The sequence below is a fragment of the Thiohalocapsa sp. ML1 genome, from assembly GCF_001469165.1.
In the GTDB taxonomy this organism is placed as follows: Bacteria; Pseudomonadota; Gammaproteobacteria; order Chromatiales; family Chromatiaceae; genus Thiohalocapsa.
Window position 1 is genome coordinate 38,511 of the sequence record NZ_JABX01000031.1, and the last position, 18,271, is coordinate 56,781.

Here is an 18,271-nt window from a genome sequence, read left to right on the forward strand (position 1 = left end):
CGTGTTATCGGATGCCGACCAGGAAGGCTGCCGGCGGCAGGATGGGGATGCCGCGCCAGGGGTGCAGACTGGTCAGGTGCGGATCGCTGGCGACGATCAGCTCCGCGCCGGCGGCCTCGGCAAGGGCCAGGAACTTGTTGTCCTTTGGATCGGCGCAGTCCGTGACGCTCGAGGTGACGGTCACAAGCGTCACCTGTTCCCGGAACCCGTCGACGAACGCAGGGCGCAGCGGCGCGGGTGCGTAGCGCTCGAACTTCGGGCGCATGAGCACCGTTTCGAGCTCTGCCAGCGTCTCGTCCGACGCGCAGACATCGAATTGCAGCAGCGCCCTCTCGAAAGCCAGCGCCGGCACGGACTCCGGGCGGATGGCTGCACTCACGAGCACGCCCGTATCGATGACGACTCGCCTAGCGAAGCTCATGCACGAGCCCGACCACATCGGCGTCCGTCAGTGTCGGGGCAGCCTCCGCCGGCGCCTGCTCGGCGACATTACGGCGGTAGCGCGCGTACCAGCGTGTCGCGTCCTCGCGTCGCCGACGCAACGACATCAGCTCCTGCATGTCCGCCTCGGACACGACATAGGCGACGGTGCGACCGCGGCGCGTCACCTCCACCGGCTCGCGTTGGGCGCGGTCAATGAGCTCCCCGAAGCGGTTCTGGGCCTCGGCCGACGTGACAGTGACCATGGATTTCTCCTCGACTTGGGTGTTTTGGCTAATTTAGTCGATTAGACAGGGCTTGTGCCCTGCGCGGGCTACGGCTCCCCCATCCGCATGAAGCTCGCCTGAAGATTCGACTCCGAATCGATCAGGAACTGCCCGGACACCACCACTTCATCGCCGGCCTCGAGGCCGGAGAGAATCTCCACCTCGCCGCCGCGCTGCATGCCGATTGCGACATCGACGGGCTGGAAGCGGCCGTCGCCCTGCGCCAGCACGACGCTCTCGCGCTCGCCGGTGACGATGACGGCCTCCGCCGGCACCTTCAGCACGTCGCGCTTCGGCCCGCCGTAGATGACCACGTCGGCGAACATGTTGGGCTTGAGCGCGAGGCCCGGGTTGTCGAACACGAGCCGCACCTTGAGCGTGCGCGTCGTCGGGTCGAGCTCGGGATAGAGGTAATCCACCTTGCCCTCCCAGGTTCGGCCCGGGCGGGCGGGTACGGTCATCTCGGCGCTCAGGCCCTCGCTCAGCCAGTCGATCTGCTGCTCGTAGATGTCCACCATCACCCAGACGCGGCTTAGGTCCGCGATGCTGAACAGCTCGCTCGCCTCGGTCACGTACATGCCGTCGCGGGCCGTCATCTGCGTCACGATGCCGTCGATGGGGGCGCGGATCGGGATGCGGTTGCGCGGCTCGCCGGTCTGCTCGATCTCGCGGATGATGTCGTCCGGCACGTCCAAGAGCCTGAGAATGTTCCGCGCCTTGTCCTCGCTGACGCGGCGCTGGCCGCCCGTGCGATCCTGCGCCAGCAGGAAGTCCACCTGCGCGGACAGGATCTGCGGCGCATAGAGCTCGGCCAAGCGCTGGCCGCTTTTCACCGGCTCGCCCTCGGCGCGCAGGTCCAGGGTCTCGATCCAGCCGGCCGCGCGCGGGTGCACGTGCGCGAGCCGAGTCTCGTCGTACTCGATGCGCCCGACGGTCTTGATGTATTTCCACAGCGTGCCGCGCTCGGCCTTCGCCGTGCGCACGCCGAGCGTCTGGATCACGGCCGGCGTCAGCGCCACCTCGGGCCGCTTGCCCGCCATCGGGTCCAGCCGCCTGGCCACCAGGTCCATGCCGCAAATGGGGCAGTCGCCGGGCTCGTCCCTGACGATCTGCGGATGCATCGGGCAGACGTACCTCGGGTCCATGTGCTTCGCCGCGTGCTCCAGCGCCGTGTCGTCCAGGACCTCGGCAAGGTCTTCGCTCGGCGCATCGGTCTCGGTGCAGCCGGACAAGGCCAGCAGCAGCGCCGCGGACGGCAGGCAGAGCGTCAAGCACAGCGTCAAGGCGGCGCCACGGCGGCGCCCTTGGCTTGGGGTCATCGACATGCTCATCTCCGATTGCACCGCCACCGGCGACCGGCTGCGGCAGAGATCCAAGACCACGGGCCGCACGAGCGTGCGCCACCGCGGACGTTTTCAACTCAAGCGGAGAGGGAGCGGGGCGGACGCAGCAGGCAGTCCGGAGAGGGGCTCAGGGGGTGGACGCTAATCTTGCCGTCCGGCAGGTCGGGTTGTGGCACGGCAAGCACCGGCAGCTCGACGCCGACTAGGTGCCAGCCGGCGGCCACAACGCCCAAGTTGCACTTCTGGCAGGAGGCGTCCGTGTCCGACGCGGCCGTGGCAGCGCCGTGCCCGATTGTATCGGGCCCGGCCGCGAGGGCCATGTGCGGGCAGCCCACGGTGGAGGTCCCGTCCGCCGCATGCACGCAGCCGAGCACGTTGCCCGCGAAGAGCTGCAGATTCAGCAGCAGCACGCAGAGCACGGCAGCGAGGTGTCGGTGACGGTCGGGCATGGGAGTAATGTGCATGCTCCGCCGGGGCTGTGCAAGGGGGCCGCCTGCCGGAGCGCGAGCGCCCGGCCGGAGTGTCGGCCTCCCGGCCGACACGGCTTTGACTGCAAGGGCCGAGGGCCAAGGGCCAAGGGGAGCCCCCTCGGCCCTTGGCCCTTGGTTCACCTGCGGCGACGAATGGATTGCGCAAGCAAGTGCTCCGCGTCCTAGTCGTTCTGAGGCTTCGCCTCGCTGGTCGGCGCCTCGGCCGCTGCGCCTGGCGCATACTGCTGCCACAGCAGGTGCACGGACACGGCCAGCGAAGCAGCCACCAGCGCCGGGCGCACGAGCCGCGCGCCGTGGGCCAGCACCAGATGTGCGCCGAGCCAGCCGCCGATGAATTGCCCGGCGGCCATGGCTAGCCCGATGGCCCAGACCACCTGGCCGCCGAGGATGAAGAAGATCAGCGCCGCCAGGTTGCTCGTGAAGTTCAAGAGCTTGGCATGGGCGGTCGCACGCCGCAGGTTATAGCCGAGCAGCGCCACATAACCGATCGCGAAGAAGGTGCCGGTGCCGGGGCCGAAGAAGCCGTCGTAGAAGCCCGCCGCGCTGCCCACCGTCAGCGCAAACAGCACATCGCCGATGCGCCGGCGCGAGTCCAGGTCCGACACCCGTGGCGAGAACAGGAAATACAGCGCAAAGCCGATCAGGAGCAGCGGCACCAGCCCCGCCAGCAGATCCCGCGCCAGCACCTGCACGGCCACGGCGCCCAAGGCCGCACCGACAAAGGTAGAGACCACGGCCAGCGCGGCGGCGCGAAGGTCAATGGCCCGGGCGCGCAGAAAGCGCGCCGTCGCCGCGAAGGAGCCGAAGACGGCCTGGGCCTTGTTGGTCGCCAGCGCCTCCACCGGCGAGAGCCCGACCCACAGCAGCGCCGGCACCGTGATGAGCCCGCCGCCGCCGGCCATCGCATCGATGCCGCCCGCGACCAGTGCGATGCCGAACAGCAGGGCGGCGAGCTCCAAGGTTTCCATTGTCTACAACCAGCAGAGGGCGGTGAATTGGACAGCAGGGCGGGCTACCGGCTCGTGATCTTCGACTTCGACGGCACGCTCGCGGACAGCTTCCCGTGGCTCGCGGCGGAGCTGAACGCCGTCGCCGCGCGCTGGCGCTTCAAGCCCGTGGCGCCCGGCGAGTCGGAGCGGCTACGGCAGCAAAGCGCGCGGGAGATCCTACGCCACTTGTGCGTCCCCGCGTGGAAGCTGCCGCTGGTAGCCGCGGACCTGCGCCGGCGCATGACGGCGGACATCGACGCCATCCGGCGCTTCGACGGTGTCGACGCCATGCTCGGGCGGCTACAGGGCGCCGGCATCGAGCTCGGCATCGCGACCTCGAACAGCGCGGAGAACGTGCGCCGAGTGCTCGGCCCCGCCTGCCTGCGCTGCATCCGGCGGCTCGAGACCGGCGCGTCCATCCACGGCAAGGGCGTGCGCCTGCTGCGCATGCAGCGGGCGGCGGGCGTCGCGCCTGAGCAGGTGCTCTACATCGGCGACGAGCTCCGCGACATCGAGGCCGCCCGCAAGGCCGGCGTCGGCGCCGGCGCCGTCGGCTGGGGCTACAACCGCCCGGAGGCGCTTCAACGCGCGCGCCCGGACCTGTTCTTCGACAACATCCACGACATCGCCACCCGCCTGACCCCCTGACTTCCGGCCTGTCGGTGTCCCGCCGACGACCCGCCCGACAACCGCCCAAACGCCCCTGCAAACCTGTCCACACCGCGCTATCGTGTGCCCCTGCGCCCCCAGCCCAGCGGAGCAACCGTGACCACCACCGACCCGAGCCTGCGCCCCCTCGACCCCGCCCGCTTCCGCGGCTGCCTGCTGGGCCTCGCCGCCGGCGATGCGCTCGGTACAACGCTGGAGTTCAAGCCCCCCGGCAGCTTCACGCCCATCACGGACATGCTGGGCGGCGGCCCCTTCCGGCTGCAACCCGGACAATGGACCGACGACACCTCCATGGCGCTCTGCCTCGCCGAGAGCCTCATCGAGCAGGGCGGCTTCGACGCGGCCGACCAGATGCGGCGTTACCTGCGCTGGCGCGACGAGGGGCACCTGAGCAGCACCGGGCGCTGCTTCGACATCGGCAACACCGTCGGCGCCGCGCTCGCACGTTTCCGGCAGACGCAAGACCCCTTCGCCGGCAGCGACCACCCGCGTAGCGCCGGCAACGGCAGCCTTATGCGCCTAGGCCCGGTGCCCATGCGCTGGGCCGCGGAGCCGGAAATGGCCATCGCCCGCGCCGCAGACAGCTCCCGCACCACGCACGCCGCGCGCACCTGCATCGACGCTTGCCGTTACATGGCGGCGCTCATCGTCGGCGCGCTGCACGGCGAGCCTAAAGAACGCCTGCTCGCACCGCGCTTCAGCCCCGTGCCCGGCCTCTGGGACCGAGACCCGCTGTGCCCCGAGGTCGCCGCCGTCGCCGCCGGCTCCTTCCGTGCCAAAGCGCCGCCTGCCATCCGCGGCACCGGCTACGTCGTCGACGCGCTGGAGGCCGCCCTCTGGGCCTTCGCGACCACCGACAGCTTTGTCGAAGGGGCGCTTGCGGCCGTCAACTTAGGCGACGACGCCGACACCACCGGCGCCATCTACGGCCAGCTCGCCGGCGCCCACCACGGCATCGACGGTATCCCAGAGACATGGCGGGAGTGCATCGCCGCGGCGGAGCTGATCCTCGATTTCGCTGATCGGTTGGGGGAGGGTGCTAGGGGGAAGGGGCTAGGGGCTAGGGGCTAGGGGCTAGGGGCTAGGGGCTAGGAGAGCTCGACACCGCGCCGGCACGGACTGGGAGCGCCGGCTTTCAGCCGGCTTCGCGTGCCGGGGGCTCAATGCCCCCGGCGCGCGATCTGCGGCGCGGGAGCCGGGCGCTTGCCCATGCCGCGCCGCCGAGCGGACGACTGCGCATGCGCCCTCTTATCGACCCAGACGCCGCCGACGCGGCATCGAGCCGCGCCGGCGCCGAGCCGGCTGGAAAGCCGGCGATCCCAGTCAGCCGCGCCGGCGCCGGAGCCGGGCCGGAGAGCCGACCTCCAGGTCGGCTCGGCACACGCAACATCGCGCTCTGTCGCCGTGTTGACCTGGAGGTCAACACTCCAGTCAACAGCCATCAACACCCGTCAACACCGCGAAAGGTTCGATGACGACCACGTTTACGAAGGGCTCCCTTGGTCCGGGGTCCTCGGCCCTCGGCCCTGTGGCCTGCAACCGCCGTGTCGTCGCGAAACTTGACTCAACTGTAAACGTTCGGCGCCGTCAAGCAATCTAGTCCTTAGTCCTTAGTCCTTAGTCCCTAGTCCCTAGTCCTTAGTCCTTAGTCCTTAGTCCTTAGTCCTTAGTCCTTAGTCCTTAGTCCTTAGTCCTTAGTCCTTCGCCCGCAGCCTCTATACTCCCTCCCCATTGGCCCCGAGCGCGCGGCTGGAGAACCCCGATGTTCCGGAACGGACTGCATAGCTTCCGCCGCGGCTCGCTGCGTGCGCTCCGCATACCGGCGTTGCTGTGGCTGCCGCTCGCGGGGGTGCTCGGGGCCGGCCTCGGCGGCTGGTGGGGCGTGCAGCAGGCGCGCCGGGACGCATACGCCCATGCCGAGGCGCACCTCGCCGTCGCCGCCGTGCAGACGCGCGCGCTGCTCGACCGTTACGAGCTCCTGCCGGACATTGCGGCCTTGTTTCCCTGCGTCGCTGAGGCTTTGCAGGCGCCCGATGACCCGCGGCGCATCGCCGCCGCCAACCACCGGCTCGCGCAGATCAACAAGCGGGTGCTGGCGGACGTGACCTATGCGTTGGACCGCGAGGGGCACGTCGTTGCCGCGAGCAACTGGGACAGCCCCGGCAGCTTCGTCGGCGAGAACTACGCGCAGCGCCCGTACTTTCGCGATGCGCTGGCGGGCGGCACCGGGCGGTTCGTGGGCATCGGCCTCAGCACCGGCAAGCTCGGCTACTACCTGGCACGCCCCATCCGCGTCGGCCCCCGGAACATCGGCGTCATCGCCGCGAAGGTGAGCCTCACGGAGCTGGAGCGGCAGCTCGCCGAGCTCGCCCGAGCCCTGCCGGGCCATGGCGCGCTCGGCATCCGTGCCACGGTGCTGCTGGCGGACGCGGACGGCGTCGTCTTCATCAGCACGGACCCGCGCTGGCGCTACCGGACCCTGGCGCCGCTCCCGGTCGCGACCCGGGCCGCGCTGGCGGTGAGCGGCGCCTATGCCGACGAGCCCCTGACGCTGCTGCCGAGCGTACACCGCGCTGCGCCGCGCCTGTCCCTCCTGCAACCGGACGAGATGGTGAGCCGCGACCAGACCCTGCCGACGGCACACTGGCGGCTGCGGGTGCTGGTGCCGGTGGTGGACTCCGCCGAGACCATCTGGGCGCATGCGCTGCTCGGCGCGCTGCTCGGGCTCCTGGCGGCGGCGCTGGTGCTGCTCGTGCTGCTGCGCGAGATCTACCAGCGCCGGGTGCTCGCCGCGGCCATCCGCGACCCCCTCACCGGGCTCTACTCGCGCATGTACATGAACGAGTCGCTGCCGCGCCTCATCGCGCGCCACGACCGCGACCCGGCGGCCGCCTTCGGCGTCGCGATCCTGGACCTGGATCACTTCAAGCGCATCAACGACCGCTTCGGGCACCTGGCCGGTGACCGCCTGCTCGCCGAGCTCGGCGACCTGGTCCGCGGCCAGTGCGAGGCCACCGACCTCGCGGTGCGCTTGGGCGGCGAGGAGCTGGCCATATTCCACGTTCAGCCGGTCCCCGGGGCGACCCTGCGGCTTGCGGAACGGCTGCGACTGCTGGTGCAGCACCACGGCGTGCGCTGGGAAGACCGCGAGATCGTCGTCACCCTGAGCGGCGGCGTCGCCGAGCATCGGCCCGGCGAGACCCTGGTGCAGGTGCTTCGGCGCGCCGACCGCGCGCTGTATCGGGCCAAACGCGCCGGCCGCAACCGCATCATCGACGCGGACCCGCCCACCGACGGCAGCCTGCCGCCGGGGCTCAGTGCGCAGATTGCGGAGCCGTCCGGGGCGGACTGACGCCCGATGTGCCCCTGCCCGCGAGGCTGCTGCGTCGGACCGCCGTCAACCCAGATGCCGCTTGAGCCCGCCCTTGACCGCCGGCGATGCGGCCGGGTCTTCCGGCCAGTGGTGCTTCGGATAGCGCCCGCGCATCTCCTTGCGGACCTCTGCATAGGCGCCGCGCCAGAAGCCGGCAAGGTCGCGGGTCACCTGCAGCGGGCGGCCGGCGGGGGAGAGGAGGTGCAGCGTGAGCGGTTGGCGGCCGTGCCAGATGGCGGGGGTCGTTGCGGCGCCGAACAGCTCCTGCATGGGCGCCTTGAGCACCGGCTCGCCGGAGCTGTCCGCATAGTCGATGGGGCGCTCGGTGCCGGCGGGGGTGGCGAGCTTGACCGGCGCGAGCTCGTCGAGCCGCCGGGCTTGCTCCCAGCCGAGGGCGCCGCGCAGCACCTCGATCAGGTCCAGCGCGCGGGCGTCGGCGAGCCGGGTCTTGCCGGTGAGCCAGGGGCCGAGCCAGTTCGGGAGCTGGTCGGCGAGGGCGGCGTCGGCCAGGTCCGGCCAATCGGCGTCGGGCTCCAGCCGGCGGGCGAGCGCGACCCGGGCCTGGAGCTGGCGGGCGGCGGCGCTCCAGGTGAGGCCGGTCGCGAGGTCTTGGCCGACCGCCGCGAGCAGCAGCGCGAGCGCGGCATCCAGATCCTCGATGGGGGCGGGCAGGGCGTCGAGCACCAGCGCGCCTAAGCGCGTCTCGCGGCGGGCGGCGACGGCGCCGCGCTCGGCGTCCCAGCCGAGCTGCTCGCGGGTCTCGATCCGTGCGGCGAACAGGGCTTGCAGCTCGGCGCGGCGCATCGCCAGCGCGGCGCGGATGCGATGGTCGCCGCGGGCGGCGTCCAGATCGGCAATGACGAGGTAGGGCGCGACAGCCAGCGCATCGTTCGGCGGCAGCGCGGCACCGGTACCGGCGGCGAGCAGAAAGCGCCCGTCGCGCCCGCGGTTCTGTGCGATGCGGTCCGGATAGGCCAGGGCGAGCAGCGCGGCGGCGTGGGTCGGAGCGTCCGGCGCGCCGGGTTCTTGCGGCTCCGGCAGCAGCCGGCGGAGCTGCGCCGCGGCGCGCTCCACGGCCGCGAGGCGGCGGGGATCGAAGCCGCGCAGATCCGCGCGGGCGCCGCGCTCGCGCTTGGCCGCCAGCGCCGAGAGCCCGGGCTGCAGGTCCACCGCCCGCGGCCCGCCGTCGCCGCCGATCCGGGGGTCGCGCTCGGTGAGCAGCGCGGCGAGGTCGCAGGCCAGCGCCTGCCCGGCCGCCGGCGCCCGGCACAGCATCGCGGCGAGCCGGGGGTGCGTCGGCAGCGCCGCCATGCGCCGGCCGAGCGCCGTGATGCCGCCGGTCGCGTCCAGCGCGCCGAGATCCTTCAGCAGCGCGGCACCGCGGGACCAGGACGCGGCCGGCGGCGGGTCCAGCCAGCGCAGCGCTTGCGGGTCCGAGACGCCCCAGAGCGCTAGCTCCAGCACCAGCGGGGCGAGGTCGGCGTCCATGATCTCCGCCGGGCGCTGCGCCGGGCGGCGGCGCTGCTCGGCCTCGGTCCAGAGCCGGATGCAATGGCCCGGCCCCAAGCGCCCGGCGCGACCGGCGCGCTGCTCGGCGGAGGCCTGGGCGATGGGCTCGGTGACCAGCCGTGTCATGCCGGGCCCGGGCTCCCAGCGCGGCTTGCGGGTGAGGCCGGAGTCCACGACGACGCCGATGCCCTCGATGGTGAGCGAGGTCTCGGCGAGGTCCGTCGCGAGCACGACCCGGCGCGGGCCGCCCGGGCGCGGGCGCAGCGCCCGGTCCTGCTCGGCGAGCGGCAGGCTGCCGTGCAGCGGCAGCACGTCGATGCCGGCGAGGTCCGCAAGCGCCGCCTGGACGCGGGCGATCTCGCCGGCGCCGGGCAGGAAGGCAAGCACATCGCCCGCGTGCTCGGCGAGCGCCGTGCGGATGGCCGGCGCCATGGCGGCGACGGGGTGCTCCGGCGTGCGCTCGACATGGCGGATGCCGACCGGATGGCTGCGGCCTTGGCCTTCGATGACGGGCACGGGGCCGGCGGCGCCGCCGAGCAGGGTCGCGACGCCGGCGGCATCGAGCGTCGCGGACATGACCAGGATGCGCAGATCTTCGCGCAATGCCGCGGCGTCGAGCGCCAGCGCGAGCCCCAAGTCGGCGTTCAGGCTGCGCTCGTGAAACTCGTCGAAGATCAGAAGCCCGATGCCCGAAAGCTCGGGGTCCGCCTGGATGCGGCGGGTGAGGATGCCCTCGGTGACCACCTGGATGCGGGTCGCGGGGCCGATGCGCCGCTCGAAGCGCACCTGATGGCCGACGGTGGCGCCGACCTCCTCGCCGAGCACCGCCGCCATGCGCGCGGCGGCCATGCGCGCGGCGGGGCGGCGCGGCTCCAGCATCAGCATGGCCTGGCCGGCGAGCCAGCGGGCGTCGAGCAGCGCGAGCGGTACGCCCGTGGTCTTGCCGGAGCCCGTGGGTGACGTCAGCACGGCGTGGCCGCGGCCGAGGGCTTCGGCGAGCCGGGGCAGGACCGGGTCGATGGGCAGCGTTGCGTGTGCGCCGGCGCGGAGTTCCGGCGGCGGCGGGACAGGACCCGGCGGCAGAGGCTTGATGGGCGGGAGTGTGTGGCTTGGCATCGGTGCCGATGCGCGTAGGCTCGAAGAACGCTGCGCCTTGACGGCGGCCTGCCGCCGCGGAAGGTCGCGCTGGTCGGATCAAAGGACCAGCGAAGCTACGCCTCGGACCGACGAGTAGTGCTCAACGATACCGCTATCGAAATCGACATCGAAATCGCTATCGAAATCGAACCGAGTGGCGACCGATCCGGCCCGATCCCGACGCACCTGGCCAGTCCAGCGCGCCGTGCAGAACTAACTAAGGCCCAGGGCCGGGGATGGCTCCCTCGGCCCTCGGCCCTTGGCCCTTGCCCCTCGGCGCCGCCGTCCCGGGCGGCACGGCGCGAGCAGCAAGTCAGCCGCCGCCGGCCAGGCGCGCGGCGGCGGGCGTTGCGTCAGCTCCCGCCGCTGCGCGCGCGCCGCGCGTCGGCGAGGCTTGGCCCGCCGAGCTTGCCGGCCTTGGTCAGCGCCCGGCGCAGCTTGTCGCCGTTGCCGACGGGCACCAGTACCCGATGCGGACCCGTCACCGGCGTCTGGCCGAGCTTGAGGCCTGGGTTCAGGTCGCGGAGCTGCTGCATCGAGGCACCGCTGTGCCGCGAGACCTCGGCCAGCGAGATGCTGCGCGAGGCGTAGACCACCTCCAGCTCCGGGGCGTTCGGCAGCTTCGGCATGTTCAGGCCGTAGCGCGTCGGCTGCTCCACCAGCGCCAGCACGGCGAGGAGCTTCGGCACGTAGTTCTCGGTCTCGGCGGGCAGGCGGCTCAGCTTCCAGAAGTCCCTGGAGCCGTGCGCGCGCATGGCCTTGCGCACGCAGCCGGGGCCGCAGTTGTAGGAGGCCAGCGCCAGCGCCCAGTCGCCGCCCATCTCGCCATGCAGTTGCTTGAGGTAACGGATAGCGCCGCGGGTGGCGGCGAGCACATCGTTGCGGCCGTCGTAGGCACCGTTCTGCGCAAGCCCCATTTCGCGCCCGGTGTAGGGCATGAACTGCCACATGCCGGAGGCGGCCTTCGGCGAGACGGCGCGCGGGTTGTAGCGGCTCTCGATCTCGGGCAGCAGCGCGAGCTCGGCCGGCAGCCCGGCGCGCTCCAGCTCATCGACGATCATGTGCAGGTAGGGGCGCGCGCGGCGGTTGAGGTCGTTAAGATAGTTGGGATTGCTCGCCATGCGGCGGGCCATCTGCTCGACGCGTGGGTGGTGAGCGATGCCCATGCTGCGCCCGCGGCGGACCCGATCCCAGAGATCATCGCTGTTGCGCCCGGCATAGCTGCGGCGGGCGCCACGGCCGATGACCTCGACGTCGGCGGCTGGACGGACGTAACCGTATTGCAGCGCGGAGACCGAGCTGGGTTCGTCGGCGCGGGCGTTGCGGGACTCAGGATTGGATGCGCAGCCGGGGAGCAGGCAGGCCAGCGCGGGCAGCAAAAGGAGCATCACGGCCGGCAGGGGCCGGCGCCGTGTCGGGTGGGTCGGCGCGGGGCCTGCAGGGTTCGGTTTCGTCTGGCGCATGGCGAATACTTGAGCAGGTTGCGAGGTTGGTATGCTTAGTCATTGTTTTATAGACGCACTGGAGTGTACGGGATTTCCCCAATGATTGCCACGCCCGAAAACCCGTTGAGCAACAACCTGGTGGCCCGATTGGGCATCCAGCCGACGAGCGGTGCCATCGCTCTGTTGCCCGAGGCTGCAGCATGACCCCCCGCGGCGCCGCGCACGACGACCCGCTCGCCACCATCGGCCATTGGTATCGGACGCCGCTCGGCCGCTACGTCGCTCATGCGGAGGCGGTGTGCCTGGAGCGGCTTTTGGCCGACAGCTTTGGTCATTACTTGGTGCAGTTCGGCGCGCCGGCGCAGTTCGCAGAAGCGGCGGCCACCTGCCGCATTCGCCAACGCGTGGTGCTCGGTGCTCGCGTGGATGCGACGGCGGCCGACGGCATCGGCCTGCGGGCCCTGCCCTGGGCGCTGCCGCTGGCGACGGCGAGTGTCGATGCCGTGGTGCTGCCGCACACGCTCGACTTCTGCGTCGAGGCACCGGACATCCTGCGCGAGGTGGAGCGGGTGCTGATCCCGGAGGGGCGGGTGATCGTGTTCTGTTTCAATCCCTTGAGCACCTGGGGGCTGGCGCGCTGGTGGCCGCGGCTGGTGCGCCGCGGGCGCCGGGTGCCCTGGTGCGGTGCACAGCTCACGCCGTTTCGCGTCGGCGATTGGCTGAGGGTGCTCGGCTTCACGCTGGAGACGCGCGAGATGCTGGTATTCCGCCCGCCGCTGCGCCGGGCGCTGGCGCCGCGGCTGGATTGGCTCGAGCCGGCCGGCGCAAGCTGGTGGCCGCTGCTCGGCGGGGTGTATGCGGTGCGCGCTGTGAAGCGCGTGCCCGCGCCGACCTCGCTGCGGCCGGCGTGGACGCGCCCGCCGGCCCTGTTGCCCGGTCGCCGCGCGGAGCCGACGGTGAGGCGCGACCGTGGCGACTGATTCGGCGCAAGGCGCAGGCGCCGCCGCGCGCGCCGTCGAGATCTACACCGATGGCGCCTGCAAGGGCAATCCCGGCCCGGGCGGCTGGGGTGTACTCCTGCGCTGGGGCAGCCATGAAAAGGAGCTTTGCGGCGGCGAGGCCCATACCACCAACAACCGCATGGAGCTGATGGCCGTGATCCAGGCGCTGGAGGCGCTGACGCGCCCGGCGGCGGTGGTCGTGCACGTGGACTCGCGTTATGTGCAGGACGGCGTCGAGCGCTGGATGCCGCGCTGGAAGCGCAACGGCTGGCAGACCCGCGAGCGCACGCCGGTGAAGAACCAAGACCTCTGGATGCGGCTCGATCAGGCGCTCGCGCCGCACCAGGTCCGCTGGCGCTGGATCAAGGGCCACAGCGGGCATCCGCAGAACGAGCACGCCGACCGGCTCGCCAATCGGGGCATCCCGAAGCGGCGCTGACGGGTACGCGCCGGGCTGCTGCGCGCGGCGCCGGGAGCGGGGCCTGGAGCTGATAACATAGCCGCCCGCTCGGATACCGCCGCAGCCGCGGGCGGCGCTCCGATTGCCGCCTGACCCGAGGACCATCGCCTTGCAGAGATCGACCGCCGGGACCGAGATCCCATCGCTCACCGCCCTTGAGCGTCGCGCCGCCGCCGGGCTCGCCGGCATCTTTTCGCTGCGCATGCTCGGGCTTTTCATGGTACTGCCGGTGTTTGCGCTCTACGCGCACGACCTCACCGGCGCGACACCGCTCCTGGTTGGGCTGGCCATCGGCGCCTATGGCCTGACGCAGGCGCTGCTGCAGATCCCGTTCGGGCTCCTGTCGGACCGCATCGGCCGCAAGCCGGTCATCTATGCCGGGCTCGTGCTCTTTGCCGTCGGCAGCGTCGTTGCGGCGCTCGCCGATTCCATCCAATGGGTCATCATCGGTCGCGCGCTGCAGGGCAGCGGCGCCGTGGCGGCGGCGGTCATCGCGCTGACGGCGGATCTGACCCGGGAGAGCGTGCGCACCCGCGCGATGGCCGCCATCGGCATCAGCGTCGCGCTGTCCTTTGCCGCGGCGCTGGTGCTCGGGCCGGTGCTGGGCGGGCTCATCGGGGTGTCCGGCATCTTTTGGCTCACCGGCGGCTTCGCGCTGTTCGGTATGTGGCTGCTGGCGAAGGTGGTGCCGACGCCGGCGCGCTCGGCCATGCATCGCGACTCGCAGCCGGTGCTTGATCAGCTCGGCGGCGTGCTGGCGGACCGCACGCTGCTGCGGCTCGACGCCGGCATCTTTCTGCTGCACCTCACCATGGTCAGCCTGTTCGTGGTGCTGCCGCTGACCCTCGCCGATGTGGGGCTGCCGGCGGCTCGGCACTGGCAGGTGTACCTGCCCGTGGTGCTCGCGGCCATTGCACTGATGGTGCCCTTCGTCATCGTCGCCGAGCGCGCGGGGCGGGTGCGCTCCGTGCTGCTCGGCTCGGCCGGCGCCTTATCCCTGGCGCTGCTCGGCTTCGCGCTGATGCCCGCCGACCTCTGGGTGCTGATCGGGCTCCTCACCGTGATGTTCACGGTGTTCAACCTGCTGGAGGCGGTGCTGCCGTCGCTGGTGTCGAAGGCCGCCGCCGCCGGCGCTAAGGGCACGGCGATGGGGGTGTTCGCCAGCTCCCAGTTCTTCGGCGCCTTTCTCGGCGGGCTGCTCGGCGGCCTCGCGCACGAGCGCTTCGGACCCACCGCCGTGTACTTCGTCGGTGCCGGCGCGGCGTTCGTGTGGCTCATGGTGGCGGCGACGCTGCGCCCGCCTGGGCAGCTCGCGAGGCATCTGCTGCCGGTGGGGGAGCTGCCGGCGGCGGCGCTGCCCGGTCTGCGCGAGCGGCTACTCGCCGTGCCGGGGGTGGAGGAGGCCGTGATCGCGCTGGATGAGGGCGTGGCGCATCTGAAAGTGGACAATCGGAGAGTTGATTGGGCAAGATTGACGGCCGCGGCGGCCGGGGCCTGAGTCGCCGGGCTGCGCCGAGTCAGGTGCGACGGCGGCAAGCGCACATCGCACTTCCACAGACTGAATGGAGGTTCGCATGGCTGGCAGCGTCAACAAGGTGATTATCGTCGGCAACCTGGGGGCCGACCCGGACGTTCGCTATTTCCCAAACGGCGATGCGGTTGCGAATATCAGTGTCGCCACCAGCGACTCTTGGCGCGACAAGACGACCGGCGAGCCGCGCGAGCGCACCGAATGGCATCGTGTGGTTCTGCGCGGCAAGGTGGCGGAGCTCGCCAAGCAGTATCTGCACAAGGGCTCGAAGGTCTACGTTGAAGGCGCTTTGCGCACGCGCAAATGGCAAACCCAGGAGGGCCAGGATCGCTACACGACCGAGGTCGTCGTCGGCGGACTGGGTAGCAGCCTGCAGTTTCTGGACAGCCGCAGCGCCGGCACCGCCCAAGGCGCTCCCGGCCAGGGTCCCACCTACGGCACCGCGCCGCCGCAGCAGGATCAAGCGCCGGAGCCCATGGGCGGTGGCGGCGGCGCCGCCGAGGGCGGCTTTCCGGGTGATTCCGGCTTCGACGACGACATCCCGTTCTGATCTCCTCTGCCGCACGGCGGGCGCCGCCCGCCGTGTACTCAACCGCGACCATAGGCTGCCGCATCATGTCCGACGTGCCCCGCATTCTGCTCATCGGTTCCGACGGCCAAGTGGGCTGGGAGCTGCGCCGCACGCTGGCCCCGGTGGGCCATGTCATCCCCGCGTCCATGGCCGGGACGGCGGGGCCGGCCATCGACCTGCTGGACGCATCCTCGGTGCGCCGGGTCTTCAACGAGACCGCGCCCGACGTCGTCGTCAACGCCGCCGCCTACACCGCCGTCGACAAGGCCGAGAGCGAGCCTGAGCTGGCGCAGGCCATCAACGCGGACGCGGTGCACGTGCTCGCGGAGCTGGCCGCCGGCGCCGACGTGCCGGTGCTGCACTATTCGACGGACTTCGTCTTCTCGGGGCGCACGGACCGGCCCTATCGCGAGGACGACGCGCCGGAACCGATGAGCGTTTACGGCAAGACCAAGCTGGCCGGGGAGCTGGCGCTGCTGGACTCCGACGCCGATGCGCTGGTGCTTCGCACGGCCTGGGTGTACGGCGTGCGCGGGCGCAATTTCCTACTCACCATGCTGAACTTGTTCCGCGAGCGCAATGAGTTACGAATCGTAGACGATCAGGTGGGTACACCCACCTGGAGCCGGATGCTCGCGGAGGTGACGGCGCAGGTGCTGCACGCCGTGCTCACCGGTGCCGTGGACATCAAGCAGGTCAAGGGGCTCTATCACGTCACCAGCTCCGGTGCCGTGTCCTGGTTCGGCTTCGCGGACGCAATCCGCGAGGGTAGCTGCCACAACTGCGAGATCAAGCCGATCCCCACCAGCGAATACCCGGCGCCAGCCCGGCGGCCGGCCTATTCGGTGCTCGATACGACCAAGTTCCGCACCACCTTCGGCCTGACGCTGCCGGATTGGCGCCAGTCGCTGGCCATGTGCATCGAGGACCTGCCCGCGCAGCGTTGAGCGCGGGCAGGCGCAGGCTCAGCCGCCGGGAGCGTCGTCCGCCTCGGCCGCAGCCCTCTGTTGCTCGCTGATCCAGCGCGCGATGCGTCGGCCGTAGACCTCGAGCGCCACCTGCTCCGCAGGCAGCACGAGGTCCGCCACGGCCGGGTCATCCGGCGGTGCCTTGCCGACTAGCTCGCGGAAGGCGTGCAGCGCCTCCCGCACCTCCGGCGTGTCGGTGCGCAGCATGTGGCCGAAACCGGGCCCCATGTCCACCGCGAGCAGCGCGACCGGTGCGTTGCCGCCCCGCGTGGGGGCACCTGCCGGCGGCTTGAGCAGGCCCAGGCGCTCAAGCGTCCGCGCCGCCGCGTCGCTCAGCAGCGGAGTCGGGTGGTCCTGCCCCAGCCCGACAAGCGTGAAGAGCCGGCGCTGGTAGTCACGCATCTCCGTTACCGTCAGCGGTGCGGTCAACTGCGCCTTCGGCATCGGCAGCCGGGTGCCGTCTTCCAGCAGTAGGTCCAGCGTTGCGCCGGGGCGTTTGGGGTCGAAGTCCCAATCCGGCAGGTCGCCGCCCTCCAGGTAGAAGCCGACGCCGTACTTGGCGCGCACTAGCTTTGGCTGCTGGTCCGCCTTGACGCGGCGGGACAGGTGGTCCAGGAACTCGGCCCAGGTGTAGGGGTCGCTCCGACCCCGACCGTCGCGGTAGAACATCCCGAGATTGCTGGTGACCACGGGCGAGTCGTGCGCAAAGCCATGGGGTGCGGGCCACGCGGGCGGCGGCGGTGCGGCGCGCACCGGCTGCGGCGGCGGCGCGCCCGGGCGTTGCAGCAGCGGGTCGGCGATGCGGGCGCCCGGCGGCGGGCCGGCGCCGGGTCTGAGCTCCACGTAGCCCCGCGGCGCCAGCTCCAGCAGCAGCTCCGGGCGGCCGGGCAGGGCGTCTGCGGGTCGCGGGGCGGCCAGGGCGGGTGCCGGTGGCGCTGGTGGTGGCGGCGGTGGCTTGACGGTACGGGTGTTGCGGTCGGCGCCGCGTGCAAGGGTCAGGATGCGCCGGCCCTGGCTGGGCCCGAGGAAGTGGAACAGATAGTCTTCCACCGGGTCCCGTGCGCCCGAGTCCTTGCTTAACAAGTACTTGGCGATCGCCAGCACGGTGAAGTTGTGGCGCAGGAGCTTGAGCTCCTGGTCGTCCGCGTCGCGCAGCCCGTCCATCGTGTCCTGGATAATCAGGCGGACGTGGCTGTCGCAGAAGGGGCCGAAGCTCAAGCTCAGGCGCCGACGGCCGGCCTCTGGGTCTGGCGCGGTGAGCGCGAGCAGCTCCTCGCCGTATAGGTGCAGCACCCGCTCGAAGGTCTTGGGCTGGAACTGCCAGACGCCGGCGGCGACGCCGACCCGCCCGCCGCGCAAGGGCGGGCGTACGAAGTCGTTCCATGTGTGTGCGCTCTCGTGCTCGCCGGTGGCGAGCAACTGGCCCAGGCTGTAGTCGGTGCGCTCGGCGACCTCAAGCAGCACGAGGAGCTGCCGCGGCGAGATGTCCTGCGTGCGCTCGTAGTCGCGGGCGCGCGCATCCGCGTGCTGCTGGAAACGCGCGACGGCGGCCTCCTGCACCAGCGCCGCATTGACGGCGCGGGTTGGCAGGATCGGGGCCGCAAACACGCTCGCGCTCGGCAGCAGTGCGCAGATGAACAGAGCGGCGGCGACCCGGGCGGCAATGGACATGGCAGGCGTGACTAGATTGCGAAAAGGCGCTAGAAGGCAAAATGGCCGAGGGCCAAGGGCCAAGGAAGGCCTCCTCAGCCCTTGGCCCTCGGCCCTTGGTTCAATGCGCTAACGAGCGGGCAGCGCATGACGACGCTCCGTACCCTGGTTGATCTAAGGTTCTGACTCGCTAGATTGCTTAGCGGCACCAAATGCTTGCAGATGAGGCGAGTTTTACTGCGACAAGGGGCTTTAAGGGAAAAGGGCCGAGGGCCGAGGGCCAAGGGAGCCCTCCTCGGCCCTCGGCCCTCGGCCCTTGGTTCAAGACGCTCCGTACCTGGGTTGGTCTGAGGCCGTGCCTCGCCGACGCATTATCCCATGCCTCGGCGATGGCTTCATGGGTGCCCTGGCGCTGATGGCTCGCTAT

16 protein-coding genes are annotated in these 18,271 nt (G+C 71.2%); 8 read left to right on the forward strand and 8 right to left on the reverse strand.

The window, feature by feature from the left end; genetic code table 11:
• Positions 1–4 precede the first annotated feature (4 nt).
• The 5 genes from ML01_RS18185 to ML01_RS18205 form a co-directional block, all read right to left on the reverse strand.
• Positions 5–421: a putative toxin-antitoxin system toxin component, PIN family gene (locus tag ML01_RS18185; protein ID WP_058556814.1), complete on the reverse strand. Its 417-nt coding sequence runs from the start codon at positions 419–421 to the stop codon at positions 5–7.
• Positions 408–686, reverse strand: a complete 279-nt coding sequence (locus tag ML01_RS18190) for a type II toxin-antitoxin system prevent-host-death family antitoxin (RefSeq protein WP_058556815.1) — start codon at positions 684–686, stop codon at positions 408–410. The genes ML01_RS18185 and ML01_RS18190 overlap by 14 nt, the downstream gene beginning before the upstream one ends.
• 68 nt (positions 687–754) lie before the next feature.
• Positions 755–2,026: an efflux RND transporter periplasmic adaptor subunit gene (locus tag ML01_RS18195; RefSeq protein WP_058556849.1), complete on the reverse strand. Its 1,272-nt coding sequence runs from the start codon at positions 2,024–2,026 to the stop codon at positions 755–757.
• Positions 2,027–2,127: 101 nt separating this feature from the next.
• Positions 2,128–2,499: a hypothetical protein gene (locus ML01_RS18200; protein WP_058556816.1), complete on the reverse strand. Its 372-nt coding sequence runs from the start codon at positions 2,497–2,499 to the stop codon at positions 2,128–2,130.
• 203 nt (positions 2,500–2,702) lie between these two features.
• Positions 2,703–3,509 carry a TSUP family transporter gene (locus ML01_RS18205; RefSeq protein WP_058556817.1) on the reverse strand — a complete coding sequence of 269 codons (807 nt, stop codon included), beginning with the start codon at positions 3,507–3,509 and terminating at the stop codon, positions 2,703–2,705.
• A 27-nt stretch (positions 3,510–3,536) separates the two neighbouring features.
• Here ML01_RS18205 and ML01_RS18210 point away from each other — a divergent pair, with 27 nt between their 5' ends.
• The 3 genes from ML01_RS18210 (at position 3,537) to ML01_RS18220 (ending at position 7,551) form a co-directional block, all read left to right on the forward strand.
• Positions 3,537–4,178 (forward strand): HAD hydrolase-like protein, encoded by a 642-nt coding sequence (locus ML01_RS18210; RefSeq protein WP_058556818.1) that lies wholly within the window; start codon positions 3,537–3,539, stop codon positions 4,176–4,178.
• A 117-nt stretch (positions 4,179–4,295) separates the two neighbouring features.
• Positions 4,296–5,270: an ADP-ribosylglycohydrolase family protein gene (locus ML01_RS18215; RefSeq protein WP_254045306.1), complete on the forward strand. Its 975-nt coding sequence runs from the start codon at positions 4,296–4,298 to the stop codon at positions 5,268–5,270.
• A 691-nt stretch (positions 5,271–5,961) separates the two neighbouring features.
• Complete coding sequence (locus ML01_RS18220; protein WP_058556819.1) at positions 5,962–7,551, forward strand: sensor domain-containing diguanylate cyclase; 1,590 nt, start codon at positions 5,962–5,964, stop codon at positions 7,549–7,551.
• Positions 7,552–7,596: 45 nt separating this feature from the next.
• On the opposite strand, the gene hrpB is transcribed toward ML01_RS18220, so the two are convergent.
• Both hrpB and ML01_RS18230 read right to left on the reverse strand, forming a co-directional pair.
• Entirely contained in the window at positions 7,597–10,197 is a 2,601-nt protein-coding gene (hrpB, locus tag ML01_RS18225) for an ATP-dependent helicase HrpB (protein ID WP_082674415.1), read from the reverse strand.
• A 374-nt stretch (positions 10,198–10,571) separates the two neighbouring features.
• Positions 10,572–11,681 (reverse strand): transglycosylase SLT domain-containing protein, encoded by a 1,110-nt coding sequence (locus ML01_RS18230; protein WP_082674416.1) that lies wholly within the window; start codon positions 11,679–11,681, stop codon positions 10,572–10,574.
• 182 nt (positions 11,682–11,863) lie between these two features.
• Here ML01_RS18230 and ML01_RS18235 point away from each other — a divergent pair, with 182 nt between their 5' ends.
• From ML01_RS18235 to rfbD, 5 genes are all read left to right on the forward strand, one after another.
• A complete protein-coding gene (locus ML01_RS18235; RefSeq protein WP_058556821.1) occupies positions 11,864–12,643 on the forward strand; it encodes a class I SAM-dependent methyltransferase in 780 nt (259 codons plus the stop codon).
• A complete protein-coding gene (gene rnhA, locus ML01_RS18240; RefSeq protein ID WP_058556822.1) occupies positions 12,633–13,103 on the forward strand; it encodes a ribonuclease HI in 471 nt (156 codons plus the stop codon). The genes ML01_RS18235 and rnhA overlap by 11 nt, the downstream gene beginning before the upstream one ends.
• Positions 13,104–13,326: 223 nt before the next feature.
• Positions 13,327–14,622, forward strand: coding sequence for an MFS transporter (locus tag ML01_RS18245; RefSeq protein ID WP_082674420.1), 1,296 nt, complete (start codon positions 13,327–13,329; stop codon positions 14,620–14,622).
• Positions 14,623–14,698: 76 nt separating this feature from the next.
• A complete protein-coding gene (gene ssb, locus ML01_RS18250) occupies positions 14,699–15,205 on the forward strand; it encodes a single-stranded DNA-binding protein (protein ID WP_058556824.1) in 507 nt (168 codons plus the stop codon).
• 65 nt (positions 15,206–15,270) lie between these two features.
• Positions 15,271–16,173 carry a dTDP-4-dehydrorhamnose reductase gene (rfbD, locus tag ML01_RS18255; protein WP_058556825.1) on the forward strand — a complete coding sequence of 301 codons (903 nt, stop codon included), beginning with the start codon at positions 15,271–15,273 and terminating at the stop codon, positions 16,171–16,173.
• 18 nt (positions 16,174–16,191) lie between these two features.
• Here rfbD and ML01_RS18260 read toward each other — a convergent pair whose 3' ends face one another.
• A complete protein-coding gene (locus ML01_RS18260; RefSeq protein WP_058556826.1) occupies positions 16,192–17,865 on the reverse strand; it encodes a hypothetical protein in 1,674 nt (557 codons plus the stop codon).
• Between the last annotated feature and the right edge of the window lie 406 nt (positions 17,866–18,271).

Coding starts and splice junctions, on each gene's coding strand:
- ML01_RS18185 (WP_058556814.1), bottom strand. CDS start 421: ATGAGCTTCGCTAGGCGAGTCGTCATCGATACGGGCGTGCTCGTGAGT.
- ML01_RS18190 (WP_058556815.1), bottom strand. CDS start 686: ATGGTCACTGTCACGTCGGCCGAGGCCCAGAACCGCTTCGGGGAGCTC.
- ML01_RS18195 (WP_058556849.1), bottom strand. CDS start 2,026: ATGACCCCAAGCCAAGGGCGCCGCCGTGGCGCCGCCTTGACGCTGTGC.
- ML01_RS18200 (WP_058556816.1), bottom strand. CDS start 2,499: ATGCCCGACCGTCACCGACACCTCGCTGCCGTGCTCTGCGTGCTGCTG.
- ML01_RS18205 (WP_058556817.1), bottom strand. CDS start 3,509: ATGGAAACCTTGGAGCTCGCCGCCCTGCTGTTCGGCATCGCACTGGTC.
- ML01_RS18220 (WP_058556819.1), top strand. CDS start 5,962: ATGTTCCGGAACGGACTGCATAGCTTCCGCCGCGGCTCGCTGCGTGCG.
- hrpB (WP_082674415.1), bottom strand. CDS start 10,197: ATGCCAAGCCACACACTCCCGCCCATCAAGCCTCTGCCGCCGGGTCCT.
- ML01_RS18230 (WP_082674416.1), bottom strand. CDS start 11,681: ATGCGCCAGACGAAACCGAACCCTGCAGGCCCCGCGCCGACCCACCCG.
- ML01_RS18235 (WP_058556821.1), top strand. CDS start 11,864: ATGACCCCCCGCGGCGCCGCGCACGACGACCCGCTCGCCACCATCGGC.
- ML01_RS18245 (WP_082674420.1), top strand. CDS start 13,327: ATGCTCGGGCTTTTCATGGTACTGCCGGTGTTTGCGCTCTACGCGCAC.
- ssb (WP_058556824.1), top strand. CDS start 14,699: ATGGCTGGCAGCGTCAACAAGGTGATTATCGTCGGCAACCTGGGGGCC.
- rfbD (WP_058556825.1), top strand. CDS start 15,271: ATGTCCGACGTGCCCCGCATTCTGCTCATCGGTTCCGACGGCCAAGTG.
- ML01_RS18260 (WP_058556826.1), bottom strand. CDS start 17,865: ATGTCCATTGCCGCCCGGGTCGCCGCCGCTCTGTTCATCTGCGCACTG.